We start from the raw sequence: 22,400 nt of genomic DNA, 5'->3' as shown, positions 1-22,400 counted from the left end.
GGTCCTGCGGACAGGGGAGGCCCCAAGCCGGGGCGAGGAGGGCGGGCCATGGTGCAGAAGGCCAAGATCCTCCTGGTCGATGACCGGCCGGAGAATCTGCTCGCGCTGGAGGCGATCCTCTCGGCGCTCGATCAGACACTGGTGCGGGCATCGTCCGGGGAGGAAGCGCTCAAGGCACTGCTCACGGACGACTTCGCGGTCATTCTGCTGGACGTCCAGATGCCGGGCATGGACGGCTTCGAGACCGCTGCGCACATCAAACGCCGGGAGCGGACCCGGGACATCCCGATCATCTTCCTCACCGCGATCAACCACGGCCCGCACCACACGTTCCGGGGGTACGCGGCCGGCGCGGTCGACTACATCTCCAAGCCGTTCGACCCGTGGGTGCTGCGCGCCAAGGTCTCGGTGTTCGTCGAGCTGTACATGAAGAACTGCCAGCTGAGGGAGCAGGCGTCGCTGCTGCGGCTGCAGTTGGAGGGCGGCGAGAAGGACGTCGGCGAGGCCGACGAGCCGGCGGGGCTGCTCGCCGAACTCTCGGCGCGGCTCGCGGCCGTCGAGGAGCAGGCCGAGGCGCTGACCAAGCAGCTCAACGACGAGTCGACGGACGCGGCCGCGGTGGCCACGGCGGCCCATCTGGAGCGCAAGCTCACCGGGTTGCGGCGGGCGCTGGACGCCCTGGAGCCGGGGACCGGTGGCGCCTCCTCCGTGCCCTCGCCGAACTGAACCCCGGAACAGGGCCCTTGGCCGCCTCCTGCGGGGGCGACCCGTCTGAAGGGGCGTCAAACCGGTTGAGCGCGCCTGCCACCGCGTCAGCTTCGCGCCTCGACGAGGGCGACACGAACGGGTGAAGCACGCGCCACGCGTGTCCCCGCCCGCCTCCACCGGTAACCTCACACCCATGGCCTCACGTCCCTCCGCAGCCAAGAAGCCGCCCGCGAAGAAGGCGGCCGCTTCCGCGAAGGCCCCGGCGAGGAAGGCCGCTGCCAAAAAGGCCCCGGCGAGGAAGGCTCCCGCCAAGAAGGCCGCGGCCAGAAAGCCGGCGCCCGCGCCCAACCCGACGAGCGGCGTCTACCGGCTCGTGCGCGCCCTGTGGCTGGGCCTCGCGCACGCCGTCGGAGCGGTCTTCCGCGGTCTTGGGCAGGGCGCCAAGAACCTCGACCCCGCGCACCGCAAGGACGGCGTCGCGCTGCTGCTGCTCGCCATCGCGCTGATCGTCGCCGCCGGCACCTGGGCGGACCTGGAGGGCCCCGTCGGCGACCTCGTGGAGATCCTGGTCACCGGAGCCTTCGGCCGGCTCGACCTGCTCGTGCCGATCCTGGTCGCCGTCGTCGCCGTACGGTTCATCCGACACCCGGAGAAGCCCGAGGCCAACGGGCGGATCGTCATCGGCCTGTCCGCACTCGTCGTCGGCGTGCTCGGCCAGATCCACATCGGATGCGGATCGCCCGCCCGCAGCGAGGGCATGCACGCGATAAGGGACGCGGGCGGTCTCATCGGCTGGGGAGCGGCCACACCACTGTCGTCCACCATGACCGATGTCCTCGCCGTGCCGCTGCTGGTGCTGCTCACGGTCTTCGGTCTGCTGGTCGTCACGGCCACGCCGGTGAACGCCATCCCGCAGCGCCTGCGCCTTCTCGGCGTACGGCTCGGACTCGTCCACGAACCCGAGCCGGCGGAGTTCGCCGAGGACGACGCCCGCTACGAGGAGCAGTGGCGCGAGGCCCTGCCCGCGAGCCGCCGCGGACGCCGGCCGGCCCCCGAGGAGTACGACCCCGACAGCGCGGAGCACGAGGCACTGACCCGGCGCCGCTCCCGGCGCCGCAGGTCCGCGGTGCCGCAGCCCGACATGAACCGGCCGATGGACGCCGTCGACGTGGCCGCCGCGGCGGCCGCCGCGCTCGACGGCGCCGTGCTGCACGGCATGCCGCCCTCGCCCGTCGTCGCCGACCTCACCCAGGGGGTGAGCACCGGCGACCGCGAGCCCACCACACCGACCCCGGTCCCGGCGGCCCGCACCCAGCCGAAGAAGCCGAAGACGGCCGAGCCGGCGCCGGAGAAACCGCCGGCGGGCGTCCTGGACATGACCAAGGAGCCGCCCCGCGAACCGCGCGACCTGCCGCCCCGTGCGGAACAGCTCCAGCTCGCCGGTGACATCACCTACTCCCTGCCCTCGCTGGACCTGCTCACCCGAGGTGGGCCGGGCAAGGCCCGCAGCGCGGCCAACGACGTCATAGTGGACGCCCTGCGGAAGGTCTTCACCGAGTTCAAGGTGGACGCCGCCGTCACCGGCTTCACCCGCGGCCCGACGGTCACCCGCTACGTCGTGGAACTCGGCCCGGCGGTGAAGGTCGAGCGGGTGACGGCGCTGACCAAGAACATCGCGTACGCCGTGGCCAGCCCGGACGTGCGGATCATCAGCCCGATCCCCGGCAAGTCCGCGGTCGGCATCGAGATCCCCAACACCGACCGGGAGATGGTCAACCTCGGTGACGTGCTGCGGCTCGCCGAGTCCGCCGAGGACGACGACCCGATGCTGGTCGCCTTCGGCAAGGACGTCGAGGGCGGCTACGTGATGGACTCGCTGGCGAAGATGCCGCACATGCTGGTCGCCGGCGCCACCGGCTCCGGAAAGTCGTCCTGCATCAACTGCCTGATCACCTCGGTCATGATGCGGGCGACCCCGGAGGACGTCCGGATGATCCTGGTCGACCCCAAGCGCGTCGAGCTGACCGCCTACGAGGGCATCCCGCACCTGATCACGCCGATCATCACCAACCCCAAGCGGGCCGCCGAGGCGCTCCAGTGGGTCGTGCGCGAGATGGACCTGCGCTACGACGACCTGGCCGCCTACGGCTACCGGCACATCGACGACTTCAACCGCGCGGTGCGCGAGGGCAAGGCGAAGCCGCCCGAGGGCAGCGAGCGGGAACTCCAGCCGTACCCCTACCTGCTGGTGATCGTCGACGAGCTGGCCGACCTGATGATGGTCGCCCCGCGCGACGTCGAGGACGCCATCGTGCGGATCACGCAGCTCGCGCGGGCGGCCGGCATCCACCTGGTGCTCGCCACGCAGCGTCCGTCGGTCGACGTCGTCACCGGTCTGATCAAGGCGAACGTGCCCTCCCGGCTGGCGTTCGCCACCTCCTCGCTCGCGGACTCGCGGGTCATCCTGGACCAGCCCGGCGCCGAGAAGCTGATCGGCAAGGGCGACGGGCTCTTCCTGCCGATGGGCGCGAACAAACCCACGCGCATGCAGGGCGCGTTCGTGACCGAGGAGGAGGTCTCGGCCGTCGTCCAGCACTGCAAGGACCAGATGGCGCCCGTCTTCCGGGACGACGTCACCGTCGGGTCCAAGCAGAAGAAGGAGATCGACGAGGACATCGGCGACGACCTCGACCTGCTGTGCCAGGCGGCCGAGCTGGTCGTCTCGACCCAGTTCGGGTCGACGTCCATGCTGCAGCGCAAGCTGCGCGTCGGCTTCGCCAAGGCCGGCCGGCTGATGGACCTCATGGAGTCGAGGAACATCGTCGGGCCGAGCGAGGGATCGAAGGCGCGTGACGTTCTTGTGAAGCCTGACGAGCTGGATGGCGTGCTCGCGCTGATCCGGGGGGAGTCTGAAGGGTAGGCGGAGGGGACACGGTCGTCGTCCGGCACCAGGGCGGCCGATCGTGACCCACCCGTTAGGGATCACCGAGCAACTGTTTCCCGTCGGCGTACGTCAAGTTGAGCGAAGCGACAAACCGCAGTACCCCCATCGGGACCTCGGGCCATTCCGATGGCGTACAAAATCCGACTGCCCGGTTGCCCCAACCTCTCGTACCCCTCCTAGACTGAACCTCCAGCACAGGCGGCTACACGCTCGAAAGGCGCCCCCGTGTCCATCGGCAACTCCCCTGAAGACGAGCGTCCGTTCGAAGACGTTTCCGAGGAAGCCCGCCCTTCCGTGTCCGTCGGCCGAGCGCTCCAGCAGGCGCGCATCGCCGCCGGGCTCACCGTCGACGACGTCAGTACCGCCACCCGCGTCCGGATCGCCATCGTGCACGCCATCGAGGCGAACGACTTCGCGCCCTGCGGCGGTGACGTCTACGCACGCGGGCACATCCGGACCCTGGCCCGGGCCGTGCAGCTCGATCCGGCGCCGCTGCTCGCCCAGTACGAGCGGGAGCACGGCGGCGGCCGCCCCGCCCCGACCCCGGCCGCTCCCCTCTTCGAGGCGGAACGCATCCGTCCGGAGCGGCGCGGCCCCAACTGGACCGCGGCCATGGTCGCCGCGATCGTCGTCGTGATCGGCTTCGTCGGCTTCACCATGGTCAAGGGCGACGACGAGGGCGGCAAGGCCAACGTCGCCGACGGCGCCACCCCGAGCAGCTCCGCCTCGGCCACGCCCAAGTCCGAGAAGCCCGCCGCCCCGGAACCCAAGCCGTCGGACAGCGCCATCGCCGCCGCACCGCAGGACAAGGTGACCGTCCAGGTCACCGCCGCCGACGGCCGCAGCTGGATCTCCGCCAAGGACCACAGCGGCCGGCTGCTGTTCGACGGACTGCTCAAGCAGGGCGACACCGAGACCTTCCAGGACAGCTCCGAGATCAACCTGGTGCTCGGCGACGCCGGCGCGATCGACCTGTTCGTCAACGGCAAGAAGATCGAGGACGACTGGCAGCCGGGCGCGGTCGAGCGCCTGACCTACACCAAGGGCGACCCGCAGGCCGGATAAAAGGGGCCCCGGGACGCATCGGCGACGGGGTCGGCCATGATCGGCCAACCCCGTCGACGTGGGGTGTCGGCGGGACGAAGTAGTCTTGAGCCCATGCCTGAACGCCGTACCGTCGCACTCGTCACTCTTGGCTGCGCCCGCAACGAGGTGGACTCGGAGGAGCTCGCAGGCCGTTTGGAGGCGGACGGCTGGCAGCTCGTGGAGGACGCCGAGGACGCCGACGTGGCCGTCGTCAACACCTGTGGCTTCGTCGAGGCCGCGAAGAAGGACTCCGTCGACGCCCTCCTGGAGGCCAACGACCTCAAGGGGCACGGGAGAACGCAGGCCGTCGTGGCGGTGGGCTGCATGGCCGAGCGGTACGGCAAGGAGCTCGCCGAGGCCCTTCCCGAAGCCGACGGTGTGCTCGGCTTCGACGACTACACCGACATCTCCGACCGCCTCCAGACCATTCTCAACGGCGGCATCCACGCCTCGCACACGCCGCGCGACCGGCGCAAGCTCCTGCCGATCAGCCCGGCCGAGCGGCAGGAGTCCGCCGCCTCCGTCGCCCTCCCGGGCCACGGGCCGGTGGACCTCCCCGAGGGCCTCGCCCCGGCCTCCGGGCCCCGCGCACCGCTGCGCCGCCGGCTGGACGGCGCCCCGGTCGCCTCCGTGAAGCTCGCCTCCGGCTGCGACCGGCGCTGCTCCTTCTGCGCCATCCCGTCCTTCCGCGGCTCCTTCATCTCGCGCCGGCCCAGCGACGTGCTGAACGAGACGCGGTGGCTGGCCGAGCAGGGCGTGAAGGAGATCATGCTGGTCTCCGAGAACAACACCTCCTACGGCAAGGACCTGGGCGACATCCGCCTGCTGGAGTCCCTGCTGCCCGAGCTCGCCGAGGTCGACGGTCTCGAGCGGGTGCGGGTCAGCTACCTCCAGCCGGCCGAGATGCGGCCCGGTCTGATCGACGTGCTGACCTCCACCCCGAAGGTCGTCCCCTACTTCGACCTGTCCTTCCAGCACTCCGCGCCCGACGTCCTGCGCGCGATGCGCCGCTTCGGCGACACCGACCGGTTCCTCGAACTGCTCGACACCATCCGCGGAAAGGCGCCCCAGGCCGGTGTGCGCTCCAACTTCATCGTCGGGTTCCCCGGTGAGTCGGCGGCCGACCTCGCCGAGCTGGAGCGCTTCCTGAACCACGCGCGGCTGGACGCCATCGGCGTCTTCGGGTACTCCGACGAGGAGGGCACCGAGGCGGCGACGTACGACCGCAAGCTGGACGAGGACGTCGTCGCCGAGCGGCTGGCCCGCGTGTCCCGGATGGCCGAGGAACTCGTCTCGCAGCGCGCCGAGGAGCGGGTCGGCGAGACCGTGCACGTGCTGGTGGAGTCCGTGGACGAGGAGGAGGGCATCCGCGGGCGGGCGGCCCACCAGGCTCCCGAGACGGACGGCCAGGTGCTGCTCACGAGCGGCGAGGGACTGAGCGTCGGCCGTATGGTCGAGGCGAAGGTGGTCGGTACGGAAGGTGTCGACCTGGTGGCCGAGCCGCTGTTCCAGGGTTCGCTCGCGCGGAGTGAGGAGGCGGGCAGATGACGGGTGCTCCGGCATCGGCGGCAGGCGGCCCCCCCGGCGCGAGGAGGGTGGGGCGCCCCGCACCCGCGGGTGTACCGGGATCGGTGCCCGGCCGCGCGGCCGCGGCGCGGGAGTCACGGGGGGCGGCTCCGGGGTCGTCAGGTGGCGGTCCGGCACGGCGCGGTCAGGCCGGGGCCCGGCCCCGCGCCGACGAAGCCGTACCGGCCGTCGCGACCGGCGACGGCGTCGACGCCGGGGACGGGACGAAGCCGGCCCGGGGCGCGAAGATCGCGGCGGCGGCCGTCAACCAGGCGAGCGTGTGGAACATCGCCAACCTGCTCACCATGCTGCGGCTGTTCCTGGTGCCGGCGTTCGTGATGCTGATGCTCGCCGAGGGCGGCTACGACCCGGCGTGGCGGTCGTTCGCCTGGGCGGCCTTCGCCATCGCCATGATCACCGACCTGTTCGACGGTCACCTGGCCCGCGCCTACAACCTCGTCACCGACTTCGGGAAGATCGCCGACCCCATCGCCGACAAGGCGATCATGGGTGCGGCGCTGATCTGCCTGTCCTCGCTGGGTGACCTGCCGTGGTGGGTCACCGGAGTCATCCTCGGCCGGGAACTCGGCGTCACGCTGCTGCGTTTCTGGGTCATCCGCTACGGCGTCATCCCGGCCAGCCGCGGGGGCAAGCTCAAGACCCTCACCCAGGGCATCGCCGTCGGCATGTACGTGCTGGCGCTGACGGGGTGGCTGGCGACGCTGCGGTGGTGGGTGATGGCCGCGGCGGTCGTGCTGACCGTGGCGACCGGACTCGACTATGTGAAACAGGCCATTGTGCTCCGAAGGCAGGGAATCGCCGAGCGCGAGGCGGCGTTGGAGGAGAAGGAAGCGTGAGTTCCACGGCCACCGAGGTGGTGCGACTACTCACTGTGAACGGGGGGACGCTCGCCGTCGCCGAGTCGTTGACCGGTGGTCTGGTGGCGGCCGACATCACTGCCGTACCCGGGGCGTCCAAGGTCTTCCGTGGCTCGGTGACGGCCTACGCCACGGACCTGAAGCGCCGGCTGCTCGGCGTCGACGCCACTCTGCTGGCCGAGCGGGGAGCGGTGGATCCGCAGGTGGCGGCCCAGATGGCGGCGGGAGTCCGCGAGGCGCTGGGCGCCGACTGGGGTATCGCCACCACCGGTGTCGCCGGTCCGGACCCGCAGGACGGGCAGGACGTCGGGACGGTCTTCGTGGCCGTGGCCGGGCCCACGGGGGCGGGCTCCGTTTCCGCCCCCGGCGGAAAAGTGGAGCGTCTGCGGTTGAACGGCGACCGCGCGGAAATTCGTAAGGAGAGTGTACGGAGCGTACTCGCACTGCTTTTGACGGAGCTCGCGGGCGAACAGACCGGGAATGAGCGGGCACAGGATACGGAACGGAACGGGGGGTTTTGATGTTTGCAGCCCTGAGTGAACACGACATCGCTCCCCGCACGGCCGCGGCGCAAGGCGGTACGGTGGGGCGTGAAGGATGCGGCTACGCGGTCCGAGGAGGGAGCCACCGATGATTCTGCTCCGTCGCCTGCTGGGTGACGTGCTGCGTCGGCAGCGCCAGCGCCAGGGCCGTACTCTGCGCGAAGTCTCCTCGTCCGCCCGAGTCTCACTCGGCTATCTCTCCGAGGTGGAGCGGGGGCAGAAGGAGGCATCCTCCGAGCTGCTCTCCGCCATCTGCGACGCGTTGGACGTACGGATGTCCGAGCTCATGCGGGAAGTGAGCGACGAGCTCGCCCTCGCCGAGCTGGCCCAGTCTGCGGCAGCGACCCCCAGCGAGCCCGTACCCACGCCGGTTCGTCCGATGCTGGGTTCCGTTTCGGTGACTGGTGTGCCACCGGAACGGGTGACCATCAAGGCGCCCGCCGAGGCGGTGGACGTCGTCGCCGCCTGAGCGCGGTGTTCAGCGCCCCCGTGGCGTGAAGGTGTGGGATGCCCCGGTAGGGGCCCGTCCGGAGGATCCGGAGGGGTGCCGCCGGGGTTTTTCGCGTCCCCGCGCCGTGTCAGGGCGCTCCAGGTGCGTTTGCCGGTGGGGCAGCGGGCCGTCATGGTGGAAGGACGAGGCGGGGGTCAGCCACGGAGGTGCGGATGTACGTCGTGAAGAGCCCGTTGTCCGACGAGAACCTGAAGACCGTGTCCGAGGCGCTGCAGGGCGCCCTGGTCGATCTCGTGGACCTCGCCCTGGTGGCGAAGCAGATCCACTGGAACGTGGTCGGGCCACGCTTCCGCTCCGTCCACCTCCAGCTCGACGAGGTCGTGGCGCTGGCGCGTACGCACTCCGACACCGTCGCCGAGCGGGCCGCGGCCCTGGGGGTCTCGCCGGACGGGCGTGCCGCGACGGTGGCCGTGGGCAGCGGGATCGGTGTGACACCGGAGGGCTGGGTCGACGACTCGGCCGCGGTGAGCGCGATGGTGGACGCCCTGGGCGCGGTGATCGCCCGTATGCGGGAGCGGGTGACGTCGACCGAACAGCCGGACCCCGTGAGCCAGGACATCCTCATCGGGATCACCGGGGACCTGGAGAAGCAGCACTGGATGTTCCAGGCCGAGAACGGGTGAACCGGCCGTGGGAGCCGCGGGCCCTGAGCGCCGCGGTTCGGATGCGGACGGTGTGACGTCGGGCCGGGGCGCGTGCCGGTGGGCCGTGCTCGGGCTCGGGGTGCTGTGGTGGTGGGCGGTGGCGCGACTGGCGCTGGCGCCCGACGCGGGTGCGCTGGAGGGGGCGGTCGCGGCCGGCGGGTGGGGACTCAGCGTGCTGCCGGTGCACTGCGTGCCCAAGGCGCGTGCACAGGGGGCGCTGAGGGCGGGCCGGCGGCACGCAGGGCGCCCGGGCGGCCGGCACAAGGAAGGCTGACGGTGTTTCAGGTCCGCCGTCGGCCGTGTGCGGTCCGCCCGTCGGTCGTGCGCGGTCAGCGGGGGAGGCCGCCCCGGGTGCGGGCGGGAGCCGGGCCGGGCTGGCAGGTGGGGCACCAGTACGTGGGCCGTTCACGGGAGCCGTCGCCCTGGTCGGCGAGACGGATCGGGGTGCCGCAGCGCAGGCAGGGCCGGCGGGCGCGGCCGTACACGAAGAGGTCCTGGCCGCGCCGGCCCGTCGTGCTGCGGATCGGCCGTTCACGGTTGAACTCCAGCAGCTTCTTGGCGAGTTCCACGAGCTCGGCGGCGCGGCCGGCCGGGAGTTCGCCCACGGGGAGCCAGGGGGTGACGGCGATCAGGAAGCAGAGCTCGCACTTGAAGACGTTGCCGACCCCGGCCAGGTTGCGCTGGTCGAGGAGCGCCTCGCCGAGCGGGCGGGCCGGGTCCTCCACCAGGTTGGCCAGCGCGAGGTCGGGGTCCCAGTCCGGGCCGAGGAGGTCGGGTCCCAGGTGGCCGACCGCGCGGTCCTCGTCGGCGGTGCGCAGCAGTTCCAGCACGGGCAGCCGGTAGCCGACGGCCGTGCGACCGGTGGTGCCGAGGATCGCCCGGATCTGGTGGGCGGGGCCGCCGTTCCAGCGCTGTCCGTCGGCGTAGACCCTCCAGGAACCGTCCATCCGCAGGTGCGAGTGCAGGGTCAGGCCGCCCTCGACACGGGTCAGCAGGTGCTTGCCACGCGGGGTGACGTCCAGGACGGTGCGGCCGGTGAGGTCCGCCGTGGCGAACCGGGGCACCCGGAGGTCGCTGCGGGTCAGCACCCGGCCGGCGAGGGCATCGTGCAGCCGTCGCGCGGCCTGCCACACCGTGTCTCCTTCAGGCATGCGTCAAGGGTGGCACGCCGCACCGGACGGGGCTGAGGTGCCGGTGATCCGCCGAGCCGTGGGGGCGCCGAAAAGGTCCGCGCGGGGCCGGGTGGCGCGACGGTCCCCTGGTGTCTGCCAGGGCTTCGTGGGACTCGGCAGGCGGTGCCGGTTCGGGCACCGGGCGGGGCATCCCGGACCCGGGTGGGGCCGCGGCGCCGTGGGTGCGCCGAGGAGTCCGCGCGGGGCCGGTAGAGGCCGGTGACGCTGCGGTGTCCGGTAGGGCGTCGGGCCCGGCGGGCCGTGTCCGGGGTGGGCAGGGGAGGGTCATGCGCGCAGGCGGAGGCCACGGGGGGTGGCCACGAAGCCGGCGTTCTCCAGGAGGGCGCCCAGGGGCGACGTCAGGGCCGGGGTGCCGTTGATCCGCTCCACCGTGACCGTGCCGAGGGAACCCGCGCGGGCGGCGCCGGCGAGGGCCTCGGCAGCGGCCGGGAGGCGGGGATCGCCGGCGGGTTCGCCGTCGCCCGCGGCGGGCCAGGCCAGCAGCGTCTTGCCGCCGCGCTCCATGTAGAGCGTCAGCTCGCCGTCCACCAGCACCACCAGGGAACCCGCCTTGCGGCCCGGCTTGTGCCCGGCACCGGTGGGGGGCTCGGGCCAGCCCAGCGCGGCACCGTACGCGTTCGCCGGGTCGGCGGCGGCCAGGACGACGGAACGCCCCGAGCGGTCCGGTCCGGTACGGCGTCCGGCGAAGGGGTCGTACGACGGACCGCCGCCGTTGCTCCAGGGAGGCGGGGCCTGTGGGGCCTGGTCGCGCGGGGCGACGTGGTCGCGCGGCGACGGACGGGAGTACGGGGCATCGTGAAGGGCGTCGTGGCCCGGAGCGCCGTCGAACGGGGCGGGGACGTCCGGGGCCGGCATGCCGCCGCTCCGCTCGCGGGCGTTGGCCGCCGCGCGGAGGCGGTCCACGGCGCCGTCCATCGCGAACTGGGCGGCGCCCAGGCCCTCCACCACGTAGCCGCGGCGGGCCTGGCCGGTCTCCTCGAACGCCGACAGGATGCGGTACGTCGCCGAGAATCCGCCCTCGACGCCCTCCGCGGAGACCGCTCCCCGGGTCACCACGCCGTGCCGGTCCAGCAGGGTGTGCGCCAGCGCGTGCGCGCGTACGGTCGGGTCGGCCTCCCGGTGCGGGACGAGGGACCAGCGGCCGGCGACGGTCGGGGGCCCCGTCCGCGACGCGGTGCGGGCGGCCGCGGTGAGCGAGCCGTAGCGTCCGCGCGGGACCGCGCGCTTGGCCCGGTGCGCCGTGGAGCCCGCCGTCCGGCCCGAGCCCAGCAGGGAGCGCATGGGGGCGAGCGTGTCGTTGGTCAGCCGCCCGGACCACACGAGGTCCCACAGCACGTCGGCCAGTTGGGGATCGCCGGCCCCCGGGTGCGTGGTGGCCCGGACCTGGTCGGCGATCTGGCGGAAGAACAGGCCGTACCCGCCGGACAGGGCGTCCAGGACCGACTGGTGGAGCGCGGTGAGCTCCAGTGGGTGCGGGGGCGGCAGGAGCAGCGGTGCCGCGTCGGCGAGGTACAGGGAGACCCAGCCGTCCTTCCCCGGGAGCGAACCGGCGCCCGCCCACACCACCTCCCCGGCGGCCGTGAGTTCGTCCAGCATCGCCGGCGCGTAGTTCGCCACGCGTGCGGGCAGGACCAGTTTCTCCAGCGCGGACGCGGGCACCGAGGCGCCCTGCAACTGCTCGACGGCCCGCACCAGGCCGTCGACGCCGCGCAGGGTGTGCCCCTTGCCGATGTGCTGCCACTGGGGGAGGAACTGGGCGAGCGAGGCGGGCGGCACCGGCTCCAGCTCGTGCCGCAGCGCGGCCAGGGAACGGCGGCGCAGTCTGCGCAGCACGGCCGCGTCGCACCACTCCTGTCCGATCCCGGCGGGGTGGAACTCGCCCTGGACCACCCGGCCGGCCGCGGAGAGCCGCTGCAGAGCGCCCTCGGTGACCGCCGCCCCGAGCCCGAAGCGGCCCGCCGCCGTGGCCGAGGTGAACGGGCCGTGCGTGCGCGCGTACCGCGCGAGGAGGTCGCCGAGGGGGTCCTTCACCGGTTCGGTGAACGCCTCCGGCACACCCACCGGCAGCGCGGTGCCCAGCGCGTCCCGCAGCCGGCCGGCGTCCTCGACCGCCGCCCAGTGGTCGGCGCCGGCCACCCGCACCCGGATGGCGCGCCGCGCGGAGGCGAGTTCCCGCGCCCACTGCGGTTCGGCGCCGCGCTCGGCGAGCTCGCCGTCGGTGAGCGGGCCGAGCAGCCGCAGCAGGTCGGCCACGCCTTCCGCGTCCTTGACCCGCCGGTCCTCGGTGAGCCACTGCAGCTCGCGCTCCAGCTCGGTCAGTACCTCGGCGTCGAGCAGTTCGCGCAGCTCGGCCTGGCCGAGCAGTTCGGCGAGCAGCCGTGAGTCCAGCGACAGCGCGGCGGCGCGGCGCTCGGCGAGCGGGGAGTCGCCCTCGTACAGGAACTGGGCGACGTACCCGAAGAGGAGGGAGCGGGCGAACGGCGACGGCTCCGGGGTGGTGACCTCCACCAGGCGGACCTTGCGGGCCTCCAGGTCGCCCATCAGCTCGACCAGCCCGGGGACGTCGAAGACGTCCTGGAGGCATTCGCGCACCGCTTCCAGGACGATCGGGAACGAGCCGAACTCCCCGGCCACCTGGAGCAGCTGCGAGGCGCGCTGGCGCTGCTGCCACAGCGGGGTGCGCCGGCCTGGGCTGCGGCGCGGCAGCAGCAGCGCGCGGGCGGCACACTCGCGGAACCGGGACGCGAACAGTGCCGAGCCGCCCACCTGGTCGGTGACGACCTGGTCGACCTCGCCCTTGTCGAAGACGACGTCGGCGGCGCCCACGGGGGCCTGGTCGCTGTCGTACTCGCTGCCGGCCTTCACCGGGTCCTGGTCGAGCAGGTCGAGACTCATCAGATCGGCGTCCGGCAGGCGCAGCACGATGCCGTCGTCGGCGTGCATCACCTGGGCGTCCATGCCGTACCGCTCGGAGAGGCGGGCGCCGAGCGCGAGGGCCCAGGGGGCGTGCACCTGGGCGCCGAACGGGGAGTGCACGACGACCCGCCAGTCGCCGAGCTCGTCGCGGAAGCGCTCGACGACGATGGTGCGGTCGTCGGGGACGTGGCCGCAGGCCTCGCGCTGTTCGTCGAGGTAGGACAGCACGTTGTCCGCGGCCCAGGCGTCCAGTCCCGCGGTGAGGAGCCGCAGCCGGGCGTCCTCCTTCGACTGCGAGCCCACCTCGCGCAGGAAGGCGCCCACCGCCCGGCCCAGCTCCAGCGGACGGCCCAGCTGGTCGCCCTTCCAGAACGGCAGCCGGCCCGGCACGCCCGGCGCGGGGGAGACCAGGACCCGGTCGCGCGTGATGTCCTCGATGCGCCAGGAACTGGTGCCGAGGGTGAAGACGTCGCCCACGCGGGACTCGTAGACCATCTCCTCGTCGAGCTCGCCGACCCGGCCGCCGCCCTTCTTGGGGTCGGCGCCCGCCAGGAACACCCCGAACAGACCCCGGTCGGGAATCGTGCCCCCCGACGTGACGGCGAGGCGCTGGGCGCCCGGCCGGCCGGTGATCTCGCCCGTGACCCGGTCCCAGACCACGCGCGGGCGCAGCTCGGCGAAGGCGTCGGAGGGGTAGCGGCCGGCGAGCATGTCCAGGACACCGGTGAAGGCCGACTCGGGCAGGGAGGCGAAGGGGGCCGCGCGGCGGACCAGGGCGAGCAGGTCGTCGACCTGCCAGGTGTCCATGGCCGTCATCGCGACGAGCTGCTGCGCCAGGACGTCGAGCGGGTTGGCGGGGACGCGGAGCGCCTCGATGGCCCCGGTGCGCATCCGCTCGGTGACCACGGCCGACTGCACCAGGTCGCCCCGGTACTTGGGGAAGACCACGCCCGTGGAGACCGCGCCCACCTGGTGTCCGGCCCGGCCGACGCGCTGGAGCCCCGAGGCGACCGACGGCGGCGACTCGACCTGGACCACCAGGTCCACGGCGCCCATGTCGATGCCCAGCTCCAGACTGGAGGTGGCGACGACCGCGGGCAGCCGGCCCGCCTTCAGGTCCTCCTCGACCAGAGCGCGCTGCTCCTTGGACACGGAACCGTGGTGGGCCCGCGCGATGACCGGGGGCGCGCCCTGGGCGGCCCCGGAACCACCCATCAGCTCGGCGGGGGAGTGCTGTTCGTCGAGCGGCTGCCCGGTGGCCCGCTCGTAGGCGATCTCGTTGAGCCGGTTGCACAGACGCTCGGCGAGGCGGCGGGAATTGGCGAAGACGATGGTCGAGCGGTGCGACTGCACCAGATCGGTGATCCGCTCCTCGACGTGCGGCCAGATCGACGGGCGCTCGGCACCCTCCGATCCGTCGGCGACCGGGGAACCGCCCAGCTCTCCCAGGTCCTCGACCGGCAGCACCACGGACAGGTCGAACTCCTTGCCCGACGCCGGCTGGACGATCTCCACCTTGCCGCGGGGGGCGAGGAAGCGGGCCACCTCGTCCACCGGACGCACGGTCGCCGAGAGGCCGATGCGCCGGGCCGGGCGGGGCAGCAGCTCGTCCAACCGCTCCAGGGACAGGGCGAGGTGCGCGCCGCGCTTGGTGCCCGCGACCGCGTGCACCTCGTCCAGGATCACCGTCTCCACGCCCGTCAGCGCGTCGCGCGTGGCGGACGTCAGCATCAGGAACAGCGACTCCGGAGTGGTGATCAGGATGTCCGGCGGCCGGGTCGCGAGGGCCCGCCGCTCCGCCGGAGGGGTGTCGCCGGAGCGGATGCCGACCTTCACCTCGGGCTCGGGCAGCCCCAGGCGCACGGCCTCCTGGCGGATGCCGGTCAGCGGGCTGCGCAGGTTGCGCTCCACGTCGACGGCGAGCGCCTTCAGCGGCGAGACGTACAGCACACGGCAGCGCTTCCTGGGATCGGCGGGCGGCGGCGCGGACGCCAGCTGGTCCAGGGCGGCGAGGAAGGCCGCCAGGGTCTTCCCCGAGCCGGTGGGGGCGACCACCAGCACGTCCGAACCCTCCCCGATGGCCCGCCACGCACCGGCCTGCGCGGCGGTGGGCGCGGAGAAGGCACCCGTGAACCAGCCGCGGGTGGCGGGGGAGAAGCCGTCCAGGGCCCGGTGCGGATCGCTGACCATGCGTCCATCGTGCACCCGGCCACTGACAATCGGGCCGGGCGGGGCCACGGGCGGGGGTGTGCCGGGCCGCGTGACAATGGCCGTATGGCGGAAGCGCGCAGGGAACGGGCGCGGCACTGGAAGTACGACGAACTGCCCGGTGTCGACCTGCTGCGTGCCCGCTACATCCGCAAGACGTTCGTCCGGCACACACACGAGCACTTCGTGATCGCCGCCATCGACGACGGGGTGGAGGTCTTCCACCACGGCGGCGGGGACCAGTACGCCGCTGCCGGGTCCCTCGCGCTGGTGAACCCCGACACCCCGCACACCGGCCGGGCGGGCGTCCCCGAGGGATGGCGGTACGGGGCGGTGTACCCCTCGCCGGAGGTGGTGGCCGCGATCGCCGCCGAGACGACGACGCTGCGCGGCACACCCGGGTTCGTGAGACCCGTCCTCGACGACCCGTACACCGTCCACCTCGTGCACCAGGTGCTGCGGGCCACGGACGAGGGCAACGCGCTCGCCGCCGACACACTGCTCCGCGTCGCGGTGACGCGGCTGCTCCGGCTGAACGGGGGCACGCTGCCGCGGCGCGAGGTGCGTACCGCGGGCGCCCGCACCGCGGCACGCGCGCGTGCCGTGCTGGAGGAGCGGATGGCCGATCCCCCGACGCTGGAGCGGCTGGCGGCCGAGCTCGGCACCGGCCCGTTCGCCCTGCTGCGGGCGTTCCGCGACACCTACGGGATGCCCCCGCACGCCTGGCTCACCGACGCGCGGGTACGGCGCGCCCGCCGGCTGCTGGACGCGGGGACGGTGCCGTCACAGGCGGCCCTCGCGGTGGGGTTCACCGACCAGCCGCACCTGAACCGGCACTTCAGCCGGATCGTCGGCGTGCCCCCGGGCGCCTACCAGCGCGAGCGCAAGAACGTACAAGACGCACGCGGCGGCCTTCTCGTACCGTCGGGAACGTGGCAGCAGAACGGACAGCAGCACTCGCGGACCTACGGGACGAAGCGGGAGGAAAGCAGGACGGAGCGGGAGGGAAACCGGACGGCGCGGAAGGAAAGCCGGCCGGCGCGGTCGTGCGGGACGCCCTCGGCGTCGGGATCGCCGTCGGACTCTCCGGGTTCGCCTTCGGCGTGACCTCGGCGGGCAGCGGGCTCACCCTGCTCCAGACCTGTGCGCTGAGCCTGCTGGTGTTCACCGGGGCCTCCCAGTTCGCCCTGGTCGGGGCGCTCGCGGCCGGAGGCGGCCCGTTCACCGCCGCCGCGGGTGCGCTCTTCCTCGGGGTGCGCAACGCCTTCTACGGTCTGCGGCTGTCGCAGCTCCTGGCGCTGCCCCGCGCGGTGCGGCCCTTCGCCGCGCAGTGGGTCATCGACGAGACGGCCGCCGTGTCCCTCGCGCAGCCCACCCGGCGCAGCGCCCGGCTCGGGTTCGTGGTGACCGGGCTCAGCCTGTACGTCCTGTGGAACCTCACCACGCTGCTCGGCGCGCTGGGCGCTGAGGCGATCGGGGACACCGACGCGTGGGGGCTGGACGCGGCCGGCCCCGCCGTCTTCCTCGCTCTGCTGGCCCCGATGCTGCGGACCGGCACTGAGCGGACCGTCGCTGGGCTCGCGGTCCTCCTCGGACTCGGCCTGCTGCCCGTGCTGCCGGCCGGCGTGCCGGTGCTGGTGGCGGCGCTCGCGGCACCGGCCGTGCTGTGGGCGCGGGGCCGCCGGAGCGCACCGCGCGGGGACGGACCGGAGGAGGACCGTTGAGCGTCTGGATCGCGATCGGCGTGACCGTCCTCGGCTGCTACGCCGTCAAACTCGCGGGGCTGCTGGTGCCCGCCGGAGTCCTGGAGCGCCCGCTCGTCCGGCGGCTCGCCGCGCTGCTGCCGGTCGCGCTGCTCGCCGCGCTCACGGCCCAGCAGGCCTTCTCCGACGGCCAGAGCCTGGTGCTGGACGCCCGCGCGGCCGGCCTGGCGGCCGCGGCCGTGGCGCTGATGCTGCGTGCCCCGTTCCTGCTCGTCATCGGGGCGGCCGTCGTGGTGACGGCGGGGGTGCGGGCACTGGGCGGGTGAGCGGGGCCGCCCGGCCGGGGACGGAGCCGGCACCGCGCGGTCGACGGTGCGGCCGTACGTCACCAGGGTGCGCGGGGAGTTCCGGCGCAGGGGCCGGGGGCCGGGGCCCGGACGTCGGGGGCGGCGGGCGGCTCCGGTGTCGGCCATGGCATCGACCGTGGTCGGAAAGCCGTGCAGGCGGGCGCCGCGTCGGGAGGACACCCCCGACGCGGGATACTGAGGGCATGCGGTTGACGGTTTTCTGGGAGCGGATGGCGGAGCACTTCGGTGCGGGTTACGCCGAGACCTTCGCGCGCGACCACGTCATCTCCGAACTCGGCGGGCGCACCGTGTACGAGGCACTGTCGGCCGGCTGGGACGCCAAGGACGTCTGGCGGGTGGTCTGCACGGTGATGGGCGTGCCCCGGGAGAAGCGCTGATCGTCACAGTGACCGCCCGGGGGCGGACGGCCGGTGCCGGCGTAGGTGAGACTTGAGCCGTGCCAACCACTGACGAGACCGGGCCGACGGCCCAGCGAACCACCACGCCCGGCGCGCCACCGCCCGCCGGGCCTCCGGTGGACCCCACGGCCCGGCCGGGCGCCCGCATGCCGCGCTGGCTGCCGCGTGCCATGGTGCTCGCACTCGCGCTGATCGCCGTGTTCCAGCTGGGCAGCTGGGCCTTCCACCAGCTCACCGGCCTGCTGCTCAACGTGCTCATAGCGTTCTTCCTGGCGCTCGCCGTCGAGCCCGCGGTGAGCTGGATGGCGGCGCGCGGGCTGCGCCGGGGCCTGGGCACGTTCCTCGTCTTCCTGGGCATCCTGGTCGCGTCGGCGGGCTTCGTCACGCTGCTCGGGTCGATGCTGGCGGGACAGATCGTCAAGATCGTCGAGGACTTCCCGGAGTACCTCGACTCGGTGATCAACTGGGTCAACGCGCACTTCCGCACCGAGCTGCGGCGGGTGGACATCCAGGAGGGGCTGCTGCGCTCCGACTGGCTGCGCAATTACGTGCAGAACAGCGCCACCGGCGTGCTCGACGTCTCGGCCCAGGTCCTCGGCGGCCTCTTCCAGTTGCTGACCATCGGCCTGTTCTCGTTCTACTTCGCCGCCGACGGACCCCGGCTGCGGCGCACCGTCTGCTCCCTGCTGCCACCCGCGCGGCAGGCCGAGGTGCTGCGCGCGTGGGAGATCGCCGTGAACAAGACGGGCGGCTACCTGTACTCGCGCGGACTGATGGCCCTCGCCTCCGGCTTCGCCCACTACGTCCTCCTGGAGTTCCTCCAGGTCCCCTACGCGCCCGTGCTGGCCGTGTGGGTGGGCCTGGTGTCGCAGTTCATCCCCACCATCGGAACGTATCTCGCGGGCGCGCTGCCCATGCTGATCGCCTTCACGGTCGACCCCTGGTACGCGCTGTGGGTGCTGATCTTCGTGGTGATCTACCAGCAGTTCGAGAACTACGTGCTCCAGCCCAAGCTGACCTCCAGGACCGTCGACATCCACCCGGCGGTCGCCTTCGGCTCGGTCGTCGCGGGCACCGCCCTGCTGGGCGCCGTCGGCGCGCTCATCGCCATCCCCGCCGTCGCCACCCTCCAGGCGTTCCTCGGCGCCTACGTGAAGCGGTACGACGTCACGGACGATCCCCGTGTGCACGGCCACCGCGGTTCCGGCGGAGAGCAGGGAGCGCTCAGGCGCGCCCGCCGCCTGTGGGCCCGGCGGTCCGGCGTGCCGCACCCCCGGAACGGAGACACCGGGGCCTCCTGAGGACAGCCGTCGCGCCCGCGGGCACCGCGTGGCGCGGCTTGACACAAAAATCGAACATCCATTCTTATGGGAGTGCCGGTGAGGCTCGACGGCGGGTGTTCTGTCCAGGTTCACGCCGAAATGCATCCGCGTTATCCACAGGCCGGACGTGCGTCGGAGCGCGTTGTCAGTGGCAGGCGTTAGCGTCTTTGACGTGAAGCGATCGACTCAAGCAAATCGGGTGGAACCCATGGCAGGAACCGACCGCGAGAAGGCGCTCGACGCCGCGCTCGCACAGATTGAACGGCAATTCGGCAAGGGCGCGGTCATGCGCATGGGTGACCGGACGAACGAGCCCATCGAGGTCATCCCGACCGGGTCGACCGCGCTGGACGTGGCGCTCGGCGTGGGCGGTCTGCCGCGCGGCCGTGTGGTGGAGATCTACGGACCGGAGTCCTCCGGCAAGACGACCCTGACCCTGCACGCGGTGGCGAACGCGCAGAAGGCCGGCGGCCAGGTCGCCTTCGTGGACGCGGAGCACGCCCTCGACCCCGAGTACGCGAAGAAGCTCGGCGTCGACATCGACAACCTGATCCTGTCCCAGCCGGACAACGGCGAGCAGGCCCTGGAGATCGTGGACATGCTGGTCCGCTCGGGTGCTCTCGACCTCATCGTCATCGACTCCGTCGCGGCCCTCGTCCCGCGTGCGGAGATCGAGGGCGAGATGGGCGACAGCCACGTCGGTCTGCAGGCCCGTCTGATGAGCCAGGCCCTGCGGAAGATCACCAGCGCGCTCAACCAGTCCAAGACCACCGCGATCTTCATCAACCAGCTCCGCGAGAAGATCGGCGTGATGTTCGGCTCCCCGGAGACGACGACCGGTGGCCGGGCGCTGAAGTTCTACGCCTCGGTGCGCATCGACATCCGCCGCATCGAGACCCTCAAGGACGGCACCGAGGCGGTCGGCAACCGCACCCGCTGCAAGGTCGTCAAGAACAAGGTGGCGCCGCCCTTCAAGCAGGCCGAGTTCGACATCCTCTACGGCCAGGGCATCAGCCGCGAGGGCGGCCTGATCGACATGGGCGTGGAGCACGGCTTCGTCCGCAAGGCCGGCGCCTGGTACACGTACGAGGGCGACCAGCTCGGCCAGGGCAAGGAGAACGCCCGCAACTTCCTGAAGGACAACCCCGACCTCGCCAACGAGATCGAGAGGAAGATCAAGGAGAAGCTGGGCGTCGGCGTCCGGCCCGAGCAGCCCGCCGCAGAGGCGGCCGCGGACGCCACGGGCACCGCTCCGGCCGAGCCGGCCGCGGTACCGGCTCCGGCGGCCAAGGCCACCAAGTCCAAGGCCGCGGCGGCCAAGAGCTGACCCGTGACCCGACGAACCGACTGGGCCGAGTACGAGTTCGACGCCGCCGGTGTCCCACGGGGGAGGGACACCGACGGCGTCGACGGCCCGGCCGTGGACGGTGACACGGCGTACGACGACGGCACGGGCGCGGACCGCGGCGGCAGGCGGCGCGGCGGGGGCGCACGGGCGGGCGGCTCGCGTGACGGCGGGCCGCGCGGTGGGCGCGGACGCGGGCGCCGGAACTTCGGCGACGCGGCCGCGGCGGACGGAGGCTCCTCCTCCTCGGAGAGGGCGGAGCGGGAGGAACCTCCGGGGGACCCGGTCGAGCGAGCGCGGGGGATCTGCCTGCGCCTGCTCACCGGGACCCCGCGCACCCGGAAGCAGCTCGCCGACGCGCTGCGCAAGCGCGAGATCCCGGACGAGGCCGCCGAGGAGGTGCTGTCCCGGTTCGAAGAGGTCGGACTGATCAACGACAGTGCCTTCGCGGACGCCTGGGTGGAGTCCCGCCACCACGGCCGGGGGCTGGCCCGGCGCGCGCTCGCCCGCGAACTGCGGACCAAGGGCGTCGACCCCACGCTGATCGAGGAGGCCGTCTCCCGACTCGACTCCGAGCAGGAGGAGGAGACCGCGCGCGAACTGGTGGCCCGCAAACTGCGCGCCACCCGCGGACTCGACCGCGACAAGCGCATCCGCCGCCTCGCCGGCATGCTCGCCCGCAAGGGCTACCCCGAAGGCCTCGCCCTGCGCGTGGTCCGGCAGGCCCTGGAGGAGGAGGGCGAGGACACGGACTTCCTCGGGGACGAGGGGGTCTGAGCCGACGGCGCACGACTGCGCCGCACACTCCCGCCGGGCAGCCGGAGCCACCGACCGAACCGGGGCCCTCGCCCCCGCCGCGCGGGAGGCGACCTGCCGCCCGGACGTGACGCTCACCCGGGCGCGGTCATGCCGACGTCTGCGCGGGCCCCGTCACCGGGAGGCCGGCAGCACGCCAGGCCTGGAAGCCGCCCACCAGGTCGGTGGCGCGGCGCAGGCCCAGCCGGTGGAGGGACTCCGCCGCCAGGCTGGAGGCGTACCCCTCGTTGCAGATCACGACCACGCGCAGGTCATGACCGGTGGCCTCGGGAAGGCGGTGGCTGCCCAGGGGGTCCAGGCGCCACTCCAGTTCGTTGCGCTCGACGACGAGAGCGCCGGGAACGAGGCCGTCACGGTCCCGCAGCGCGGCGTACCGGATGTCCACCAGCAGCGCCTCACCGGCCCGGGCCGCCGTGTAGGCGTCCGGGGCCTCGATGCGTTCGTAGCCGGCGCGCACCCGCTCCAGCAGTTCGTCGATCCCGGTGGCACCGCCGGGCTGTTCGTTCGTCTCGTGCGTTCCGCTCACTGCCAGTCCTCCGGCCCCTCGACCTGCTCCAGACGCAGCACATGGCCGCTGCGACCGTAACGGCGGATCCGCGGCAACGGCGGGAAGTAGGCATGCACGGAGACCGCGTGCCGGTCCGGGGACTCGTTGAGCACCTCGTGCACATGGTGTCGCCCGAAGGCGCGGCCCTGCCCGGCGGTCAGCCGGCGCTCCCGGTCCACGCCGTCGCTGAGCTCAAGGGTCTTCCAGCCGTCGGTGGGCAGCCGCGCGGCGAGCGAGTTCTCCGTCAGCTCACCCGCGGCGGTCATGAAGGCACCGAGGGAGTCGGCGTGGTCGTGCCAGCCCGTACCGGTACCCGGCGGCCAGCCGATCAGCCAGGCCTCGCTGCCGCCCGGCCCGTCGAGCCGCACCCACGTGCGCCCCTCGGGGTCGAGCGGAAGGGAGGCGATCAGTTCGGGGTCGGCGGCGGCCCGCCGGACGAAGTCGAGGAGGTCCGCCTGCGTGGGGGCGGAGGCGGGAGCCGGAGCAGGGGAGGAGACAGACATGTGCACCGTCCTGATGAAGAGTTCGCGACAGCGCGCGGCAACGGCGCGCGCGAGGGAGAGAGGCGAATCAACAGGACGGGCGACACACGCAGCCCACGTAGCGGACGAGGTCCATGTGGACCCTCCGCCACAGGTGCACGCAGGTGTCGGTCACGAGGCGGAGTACACCACGAGGCCGATCACCGGTTCAACTCGACGTCAC

At 72.9% G+C, this 22,400-nt stretch carries 21 protein-coding genes; 16 read left to right on the top strand and 5 right to left on the bottom strand.

Annotation, left to right across the window (positions count from 1 at the left end):
• The first annotated feature begins 48 nt into the window (after positions 1-48).
• From ACZ6A9_RS14800 to ACZ6A9_RS14760, 9 genes are all read left to right on the top strand, one after another.
• Positions 49-726, top strand: a complete 678-nt coding sequence (locus tag ACZ6A9_RS14800; RefSeq protein ID WP_468984549.1) for a response regulator — start codon at positions 49-51, stop codon at positions 724-726.
• A gap of 175 nt (positions 727-901) precedes the next feature.
• Positions 902-3,628 (top strand): DNA translocase FtsK, encoded by a 2,727-nt coding sequence (locus ACZ6A9_RS14795; RefSeq protein ID WP_468984547.1) that lies wholly within the window; start codon positions 902-904, stop codon positions 3,626-3,628.
• A gap of 249 nt (positions 3,629-3,877) precedes the next feature.
• Positions 3,878-4,717: a helix-turn-helix domain-containing protein gene (locus tag ACZ6A9_RS14790; protein WP_468984545.1), complete on the top strand. Its 840-nt coding sequence runs from the start codon at positions 3,878-3,880 to the stop codon at positions 4,715-4,717.
• A gap of 93 nt (positions 4,718-4,810) precedes the next feature.
• Positions 4,811-6,286: a 30S ribosomal protein S12 methylthiotransferase RimO gene (gene rimO, locus ACZ6A9_RS14785; RefSeq protein ID WP_468984543.1), complete on the top strand. Its 1,476-nt coding sequence runs from the start codon at positions 4,811-4,813 to the stop codon at positions 6,284-6,286.
• Complete coding sequence (pgsA, locus tag ACZ6A9_RS14780; protein ID WP_468984541.1) at positions 6,283-7,161, top strand: CDP-diacylglycerol--glycerol-3-phosphate 3-phosphatidyltransferase; 879 nt, start codon at positions 6,283-6,285, stop codon at positions 7,159-7,161. The genes rimO and pgsA overlap by 4 nt, the downstream gene beginning before the upstream one ends.
• The gene (locus ACZ6A9_RS14775; RefSeq protein ID WP_468984539.1) at positions 7,158-7,703 is read left to right on the top strand and encodes a CinA family protein; all 546 of its coding nucleotides are present in this window, start codon (positions 7,158-7,160) and stop codon (positions 7,701-7,703) included. The genes pgsA and ACZ6A9_RS14775 overlap by 4 nt, the downstream gene beginning before the upstream one ends.
• Positions 7,704-7,812: 109 nt before the next feature.
• Positions 7,813-8,193, top strand: coding sequence for a helix-turn-helix domain-containing protein (locus ACZ6A9_RS14770; RefSeq protein ID WP_003993396.1), 381 nt, complete (start codon positions 7,813-7,815; stop codon positions 8,191-8,193).
• Between the two features lie 194 nt (positions 8,194-8,387).
• Positions 8,388-8,858: a Dps family protein gene (locus ACZ6A9_RS14765; RefSeq protein WP_228969499.1), complete on the top strand. Its 471-nt coding sequence runs from the start codon at positions 8,388-8,390 to the stop codon at positions 8,856-8,858.
• 85 nt (positions 8,859-8,943) lie between these two features.
• Entirely contained in the window at positions 8,944-9,153 is a 210-nt protein-coding gene (locus tag ACZ6A9_RS14760; protein WP_468984536.1) for a hypothetical protein, read from the top strand.
• A 55-nt stretch (positions 9,154-9,208) separates the two neighbouring features.
• Here ACZ6A9_RS14760 and ACZ6A9_RS14755 read toward each other — a convergent pair whose 3' ends face one another.
• On the bottom strand, positions 9,209-10,030 hold the full coding sequence (locus tag ACZ6A9_RS14755; protein ID WP_468984534.1) for an Fpg/Nei family DNA glycosylase: 822 nt from the start codon (positions 10,028-10,030) through the stop codon (positions 9,209-9,211).
• 306 nt (positions 10,031-10,336) lie between these two features.
• Positions 10,337-15,178, bottom strand: a complete 4,842-nt coding sequence (locus ACZ6A9_RS14750; RefSeq protein ID WP_468984532.1) for an ATP-dependent helicase — start codon at positions 15,176-15,178, stop codon at positions 10,337-10,339.
• Between the two features lie 84 nt (positions 15,179-15,262).
• On the opposite strand from ACZ6A9_RS14750, the gene ACZ6A9_RS14745 reads away from it, so the two are divergent.
• The 7 genes from ACZ6A9_RS14745 to recX all read left to right on the top strand — a co-directional run bounded on the left by ACZ6A9_RS14745 (position 15,263) and on the right by recX (position 21,109).
• Positions 15,263-16,303 (top strand): AraC family transcriptional regulator, encoded by a 1,041-nt coding sequence (locus ACZ6A9_RS14745; RefSeq protein ID WP_468984529.1) that lies wholly within the window; start codon positions 15,263-15,265, stop codon positions 16,301-16,303.
• Positions 16,243-16,920, top strand: a complete 678-nt coding sequence (locus tag ACZ6A9_RS14740) for an AzlC family ABC transporter permease (protein WP_468984527.1) — start codon at positions 16,243-16,245, stop codon at positions 16,918-16,920. The genes ACZ6A9_RS14745 and ACZ6A9_RS14740 overlap by 61 nt, the downstream gene beginning before the upstream one ends.
• Positions 16,917-17,225, top strand: coding sequence for an AzlD domain-containing protein (locus tag ACZ6A9_RS14735; RefSeq protein WP_468984525.1), 309 nt, complete (start codon positions 16,917-16,919; stop codon positions 17,223-17,225). Before ACZ6A9_RS14740 ends, ACZ6A9_RS14735 begins: the two co-directional genes overlap by 4 nt.
• A 224-nt stretch (positions 17,226-17,449) precedes the next feature.
• Entirely contained in the window at positions 17,450-17,644 is a 195-nt protein-coding gene (locus ACZ6A9_RS14730; RefSeq protein WP_468984523.1) for a DUF3046 domain-containing protein, read from the top strand.
• A 59-nt stretch (positions 17,645-17,703) separates the two neighbouring features.
• Entirely contained in the window at positions 17,704-18,966 is a 1,263-nt protein-coding gene (locus ACZ6A9_RS14725) for an AI-2E family transporter (protein WP_468984521.1), read from the top strand.
• A 229-nt stretch (positions 18,967-19,195) separates the two neighbouring features.
• Positions 19,196-20,314, top strand: coding sequence for a recombinase RecA (gene recA / locus ACZ6A9_RS14720; protein WP_468984519.1), 1,119 nt, complete (start codon positions 19,196-19,198; stop codon positions 20,312-20,314).
• Positions 20,315-20,317: 3 nt separating this feature from the next.
• Positions 20,318-21,109, top strand: a complete 792-nt coding sequence (gene recX, locus ACZ6A9_RS14715; protein ID WP_468984517.1) for a recombination regulator RecX — start codon at positions 20,318-20,320, stop codon at positions 21,107-21,109.
• Positions 21,110-21,236: 127 nt separating this feature from the next.
• Here recX and ACZ6A9_RS14710 read toward each other — a convergent pair whose 3' ends face one another.
• The 3 genes from ACZ6A9_RS14710 to ACZ6A9_RS14700 form a co-directional block, all read right to left on the bottom strand.
• Positions 21,237-21,674 (bottom strand): rhodanese-like domain-containing protein, encoded by a 438-nt coding sequence (locus ACZ6A9_RS14710; protein ID WP_468984515.1) that lies wholly within the window; start codon positions 21,672-21,674, stop codon positions 21,237-21,239.
• Positions 21,671-22,198: a cupin domain-containing protein gene (locus ACZ6A9_RS14705; RefSeq protein ID WP_468984512.1), complete on the bottom strand. Its 528-nt coding sequence runs from the start codon at positions 22,196-22,198 to the stop codon at positions 21,671-21,673. The genes ACZ6A9_RS14710 and ACZ6A9_RS14705 overlap by 4 nt, the downstream gene beginning before the upstream one ends.
• A 67-nt stretch (positions 22,199-22,265) precedes the next feature.
• Positions 22,266-22,313 carry a hypothetical protein gene (locus ACZ6A9_RS14700; RefSeq protein ID WP_386933994.1) on the bottom strand — a complete coding sequence of 16 codons (48 nt, stop codon included), beginning with the start codon at positions 22,311-22,313 and terminating at the stop codon, positions 22,266-22,268.
• Between the last annotated feature and the right edge of the window lie 87 nt (positions 22,314-22,400).

The sequence above is a fragment of the Streptomyces sp. NPDC041124 genome (genome assembly GCF_055592385.1).
This window is presented reverse-complemented; position numbering and strand designations above follow the sequence as displayed.

Bases quoted from the DNA above. Each gene is read 5' to 3' on its own strand.
- ACZ6A9_RS14800 (WP_468984549.1), top strand. From the start codon at position 49: ATGGTGCAGAAGGCCAAGATCCTCCTGGTCGATGACCGGCCGGAGAAT.
- ACZ6A9_RS14795 (WP_468984547.1), top strand. From the start codon at position 902: ATGGCCTCACGTCCCTCCGCAGCCAAGAAGCCGCCCGCGAAGAAGGCG.
- rimO (WP_468984543.1), top strand. From the start codon at position 4,811: ATGCCTGAACGCCGTACCGTCGCACTCGTCACTCTTGGCTGCGCCCGC.
- pgsA (WP_468984541.1), top strand. From the start codon at position 6,283: ATGACGGGTGCTCCGGCATCGGCGGCAGGCGGCCCCCCCGGCGCGAGG.
- ACZ6A9_RS14770 (WP_003993396.1), top strand. From the start codon at position 7,813: ATGATTCTGCTCCGTCGCCTGCTGGGTGACGTGCTGCGTCGGCAGCGC.
- ACZ6A9_RS14765 (WP_228969499.1), top strand. From the start codon at position 8,388: ATGTACGTCGTGAAGAGCCCGTTGTCCGACGAGAACCTGAAGACCGTG.
- ACZ6A9_RS14755 (WP_468984534.1), bottom strand. From the start codon at position 10,030: ATGCCTGAAGGAGACACGGTGTGGCAGGCCGCGCGACGGCTGCACGAT.
- ACZ6A9_RS14750 (WP_468984532.1), bottom strand. From the start codon at position 15,178: ATGGTCAGCGATCCGCACCGGGCCCTGGACGGCTTCTCCCCCGCCACC.
- ACZ6A9_RS14745 (WP_468984529.1), top strand. From the start codon at position 15,263: ATGGCGGAAGCGCGCAGGGAACGGGCGCGGCACTGGAAGTACGACGAA.
- ACZ6A9_RS14730 (WP_468984523.1), top strand. From the start codon at position 17,450: ATGCGGTTGACGGTTTTCTGGGAGCGGATGGCGGAGCACTTCGGTGCG.
- recA (WP_468984519.1), top strand. From the start codon at position 19,196: ATGGCAGGAACCGACCGCGAGAAGGCGCTCGACGCCGCGCTCGCACAG.
- ACZ6A9_RS14705 (WP_468984512.1), bottom strand. From the start codon at position 22,198: ATGTCTGTCTCCTCCCCTGCTCCGGCTCCCGCCTCCGCCCCCACGCAG.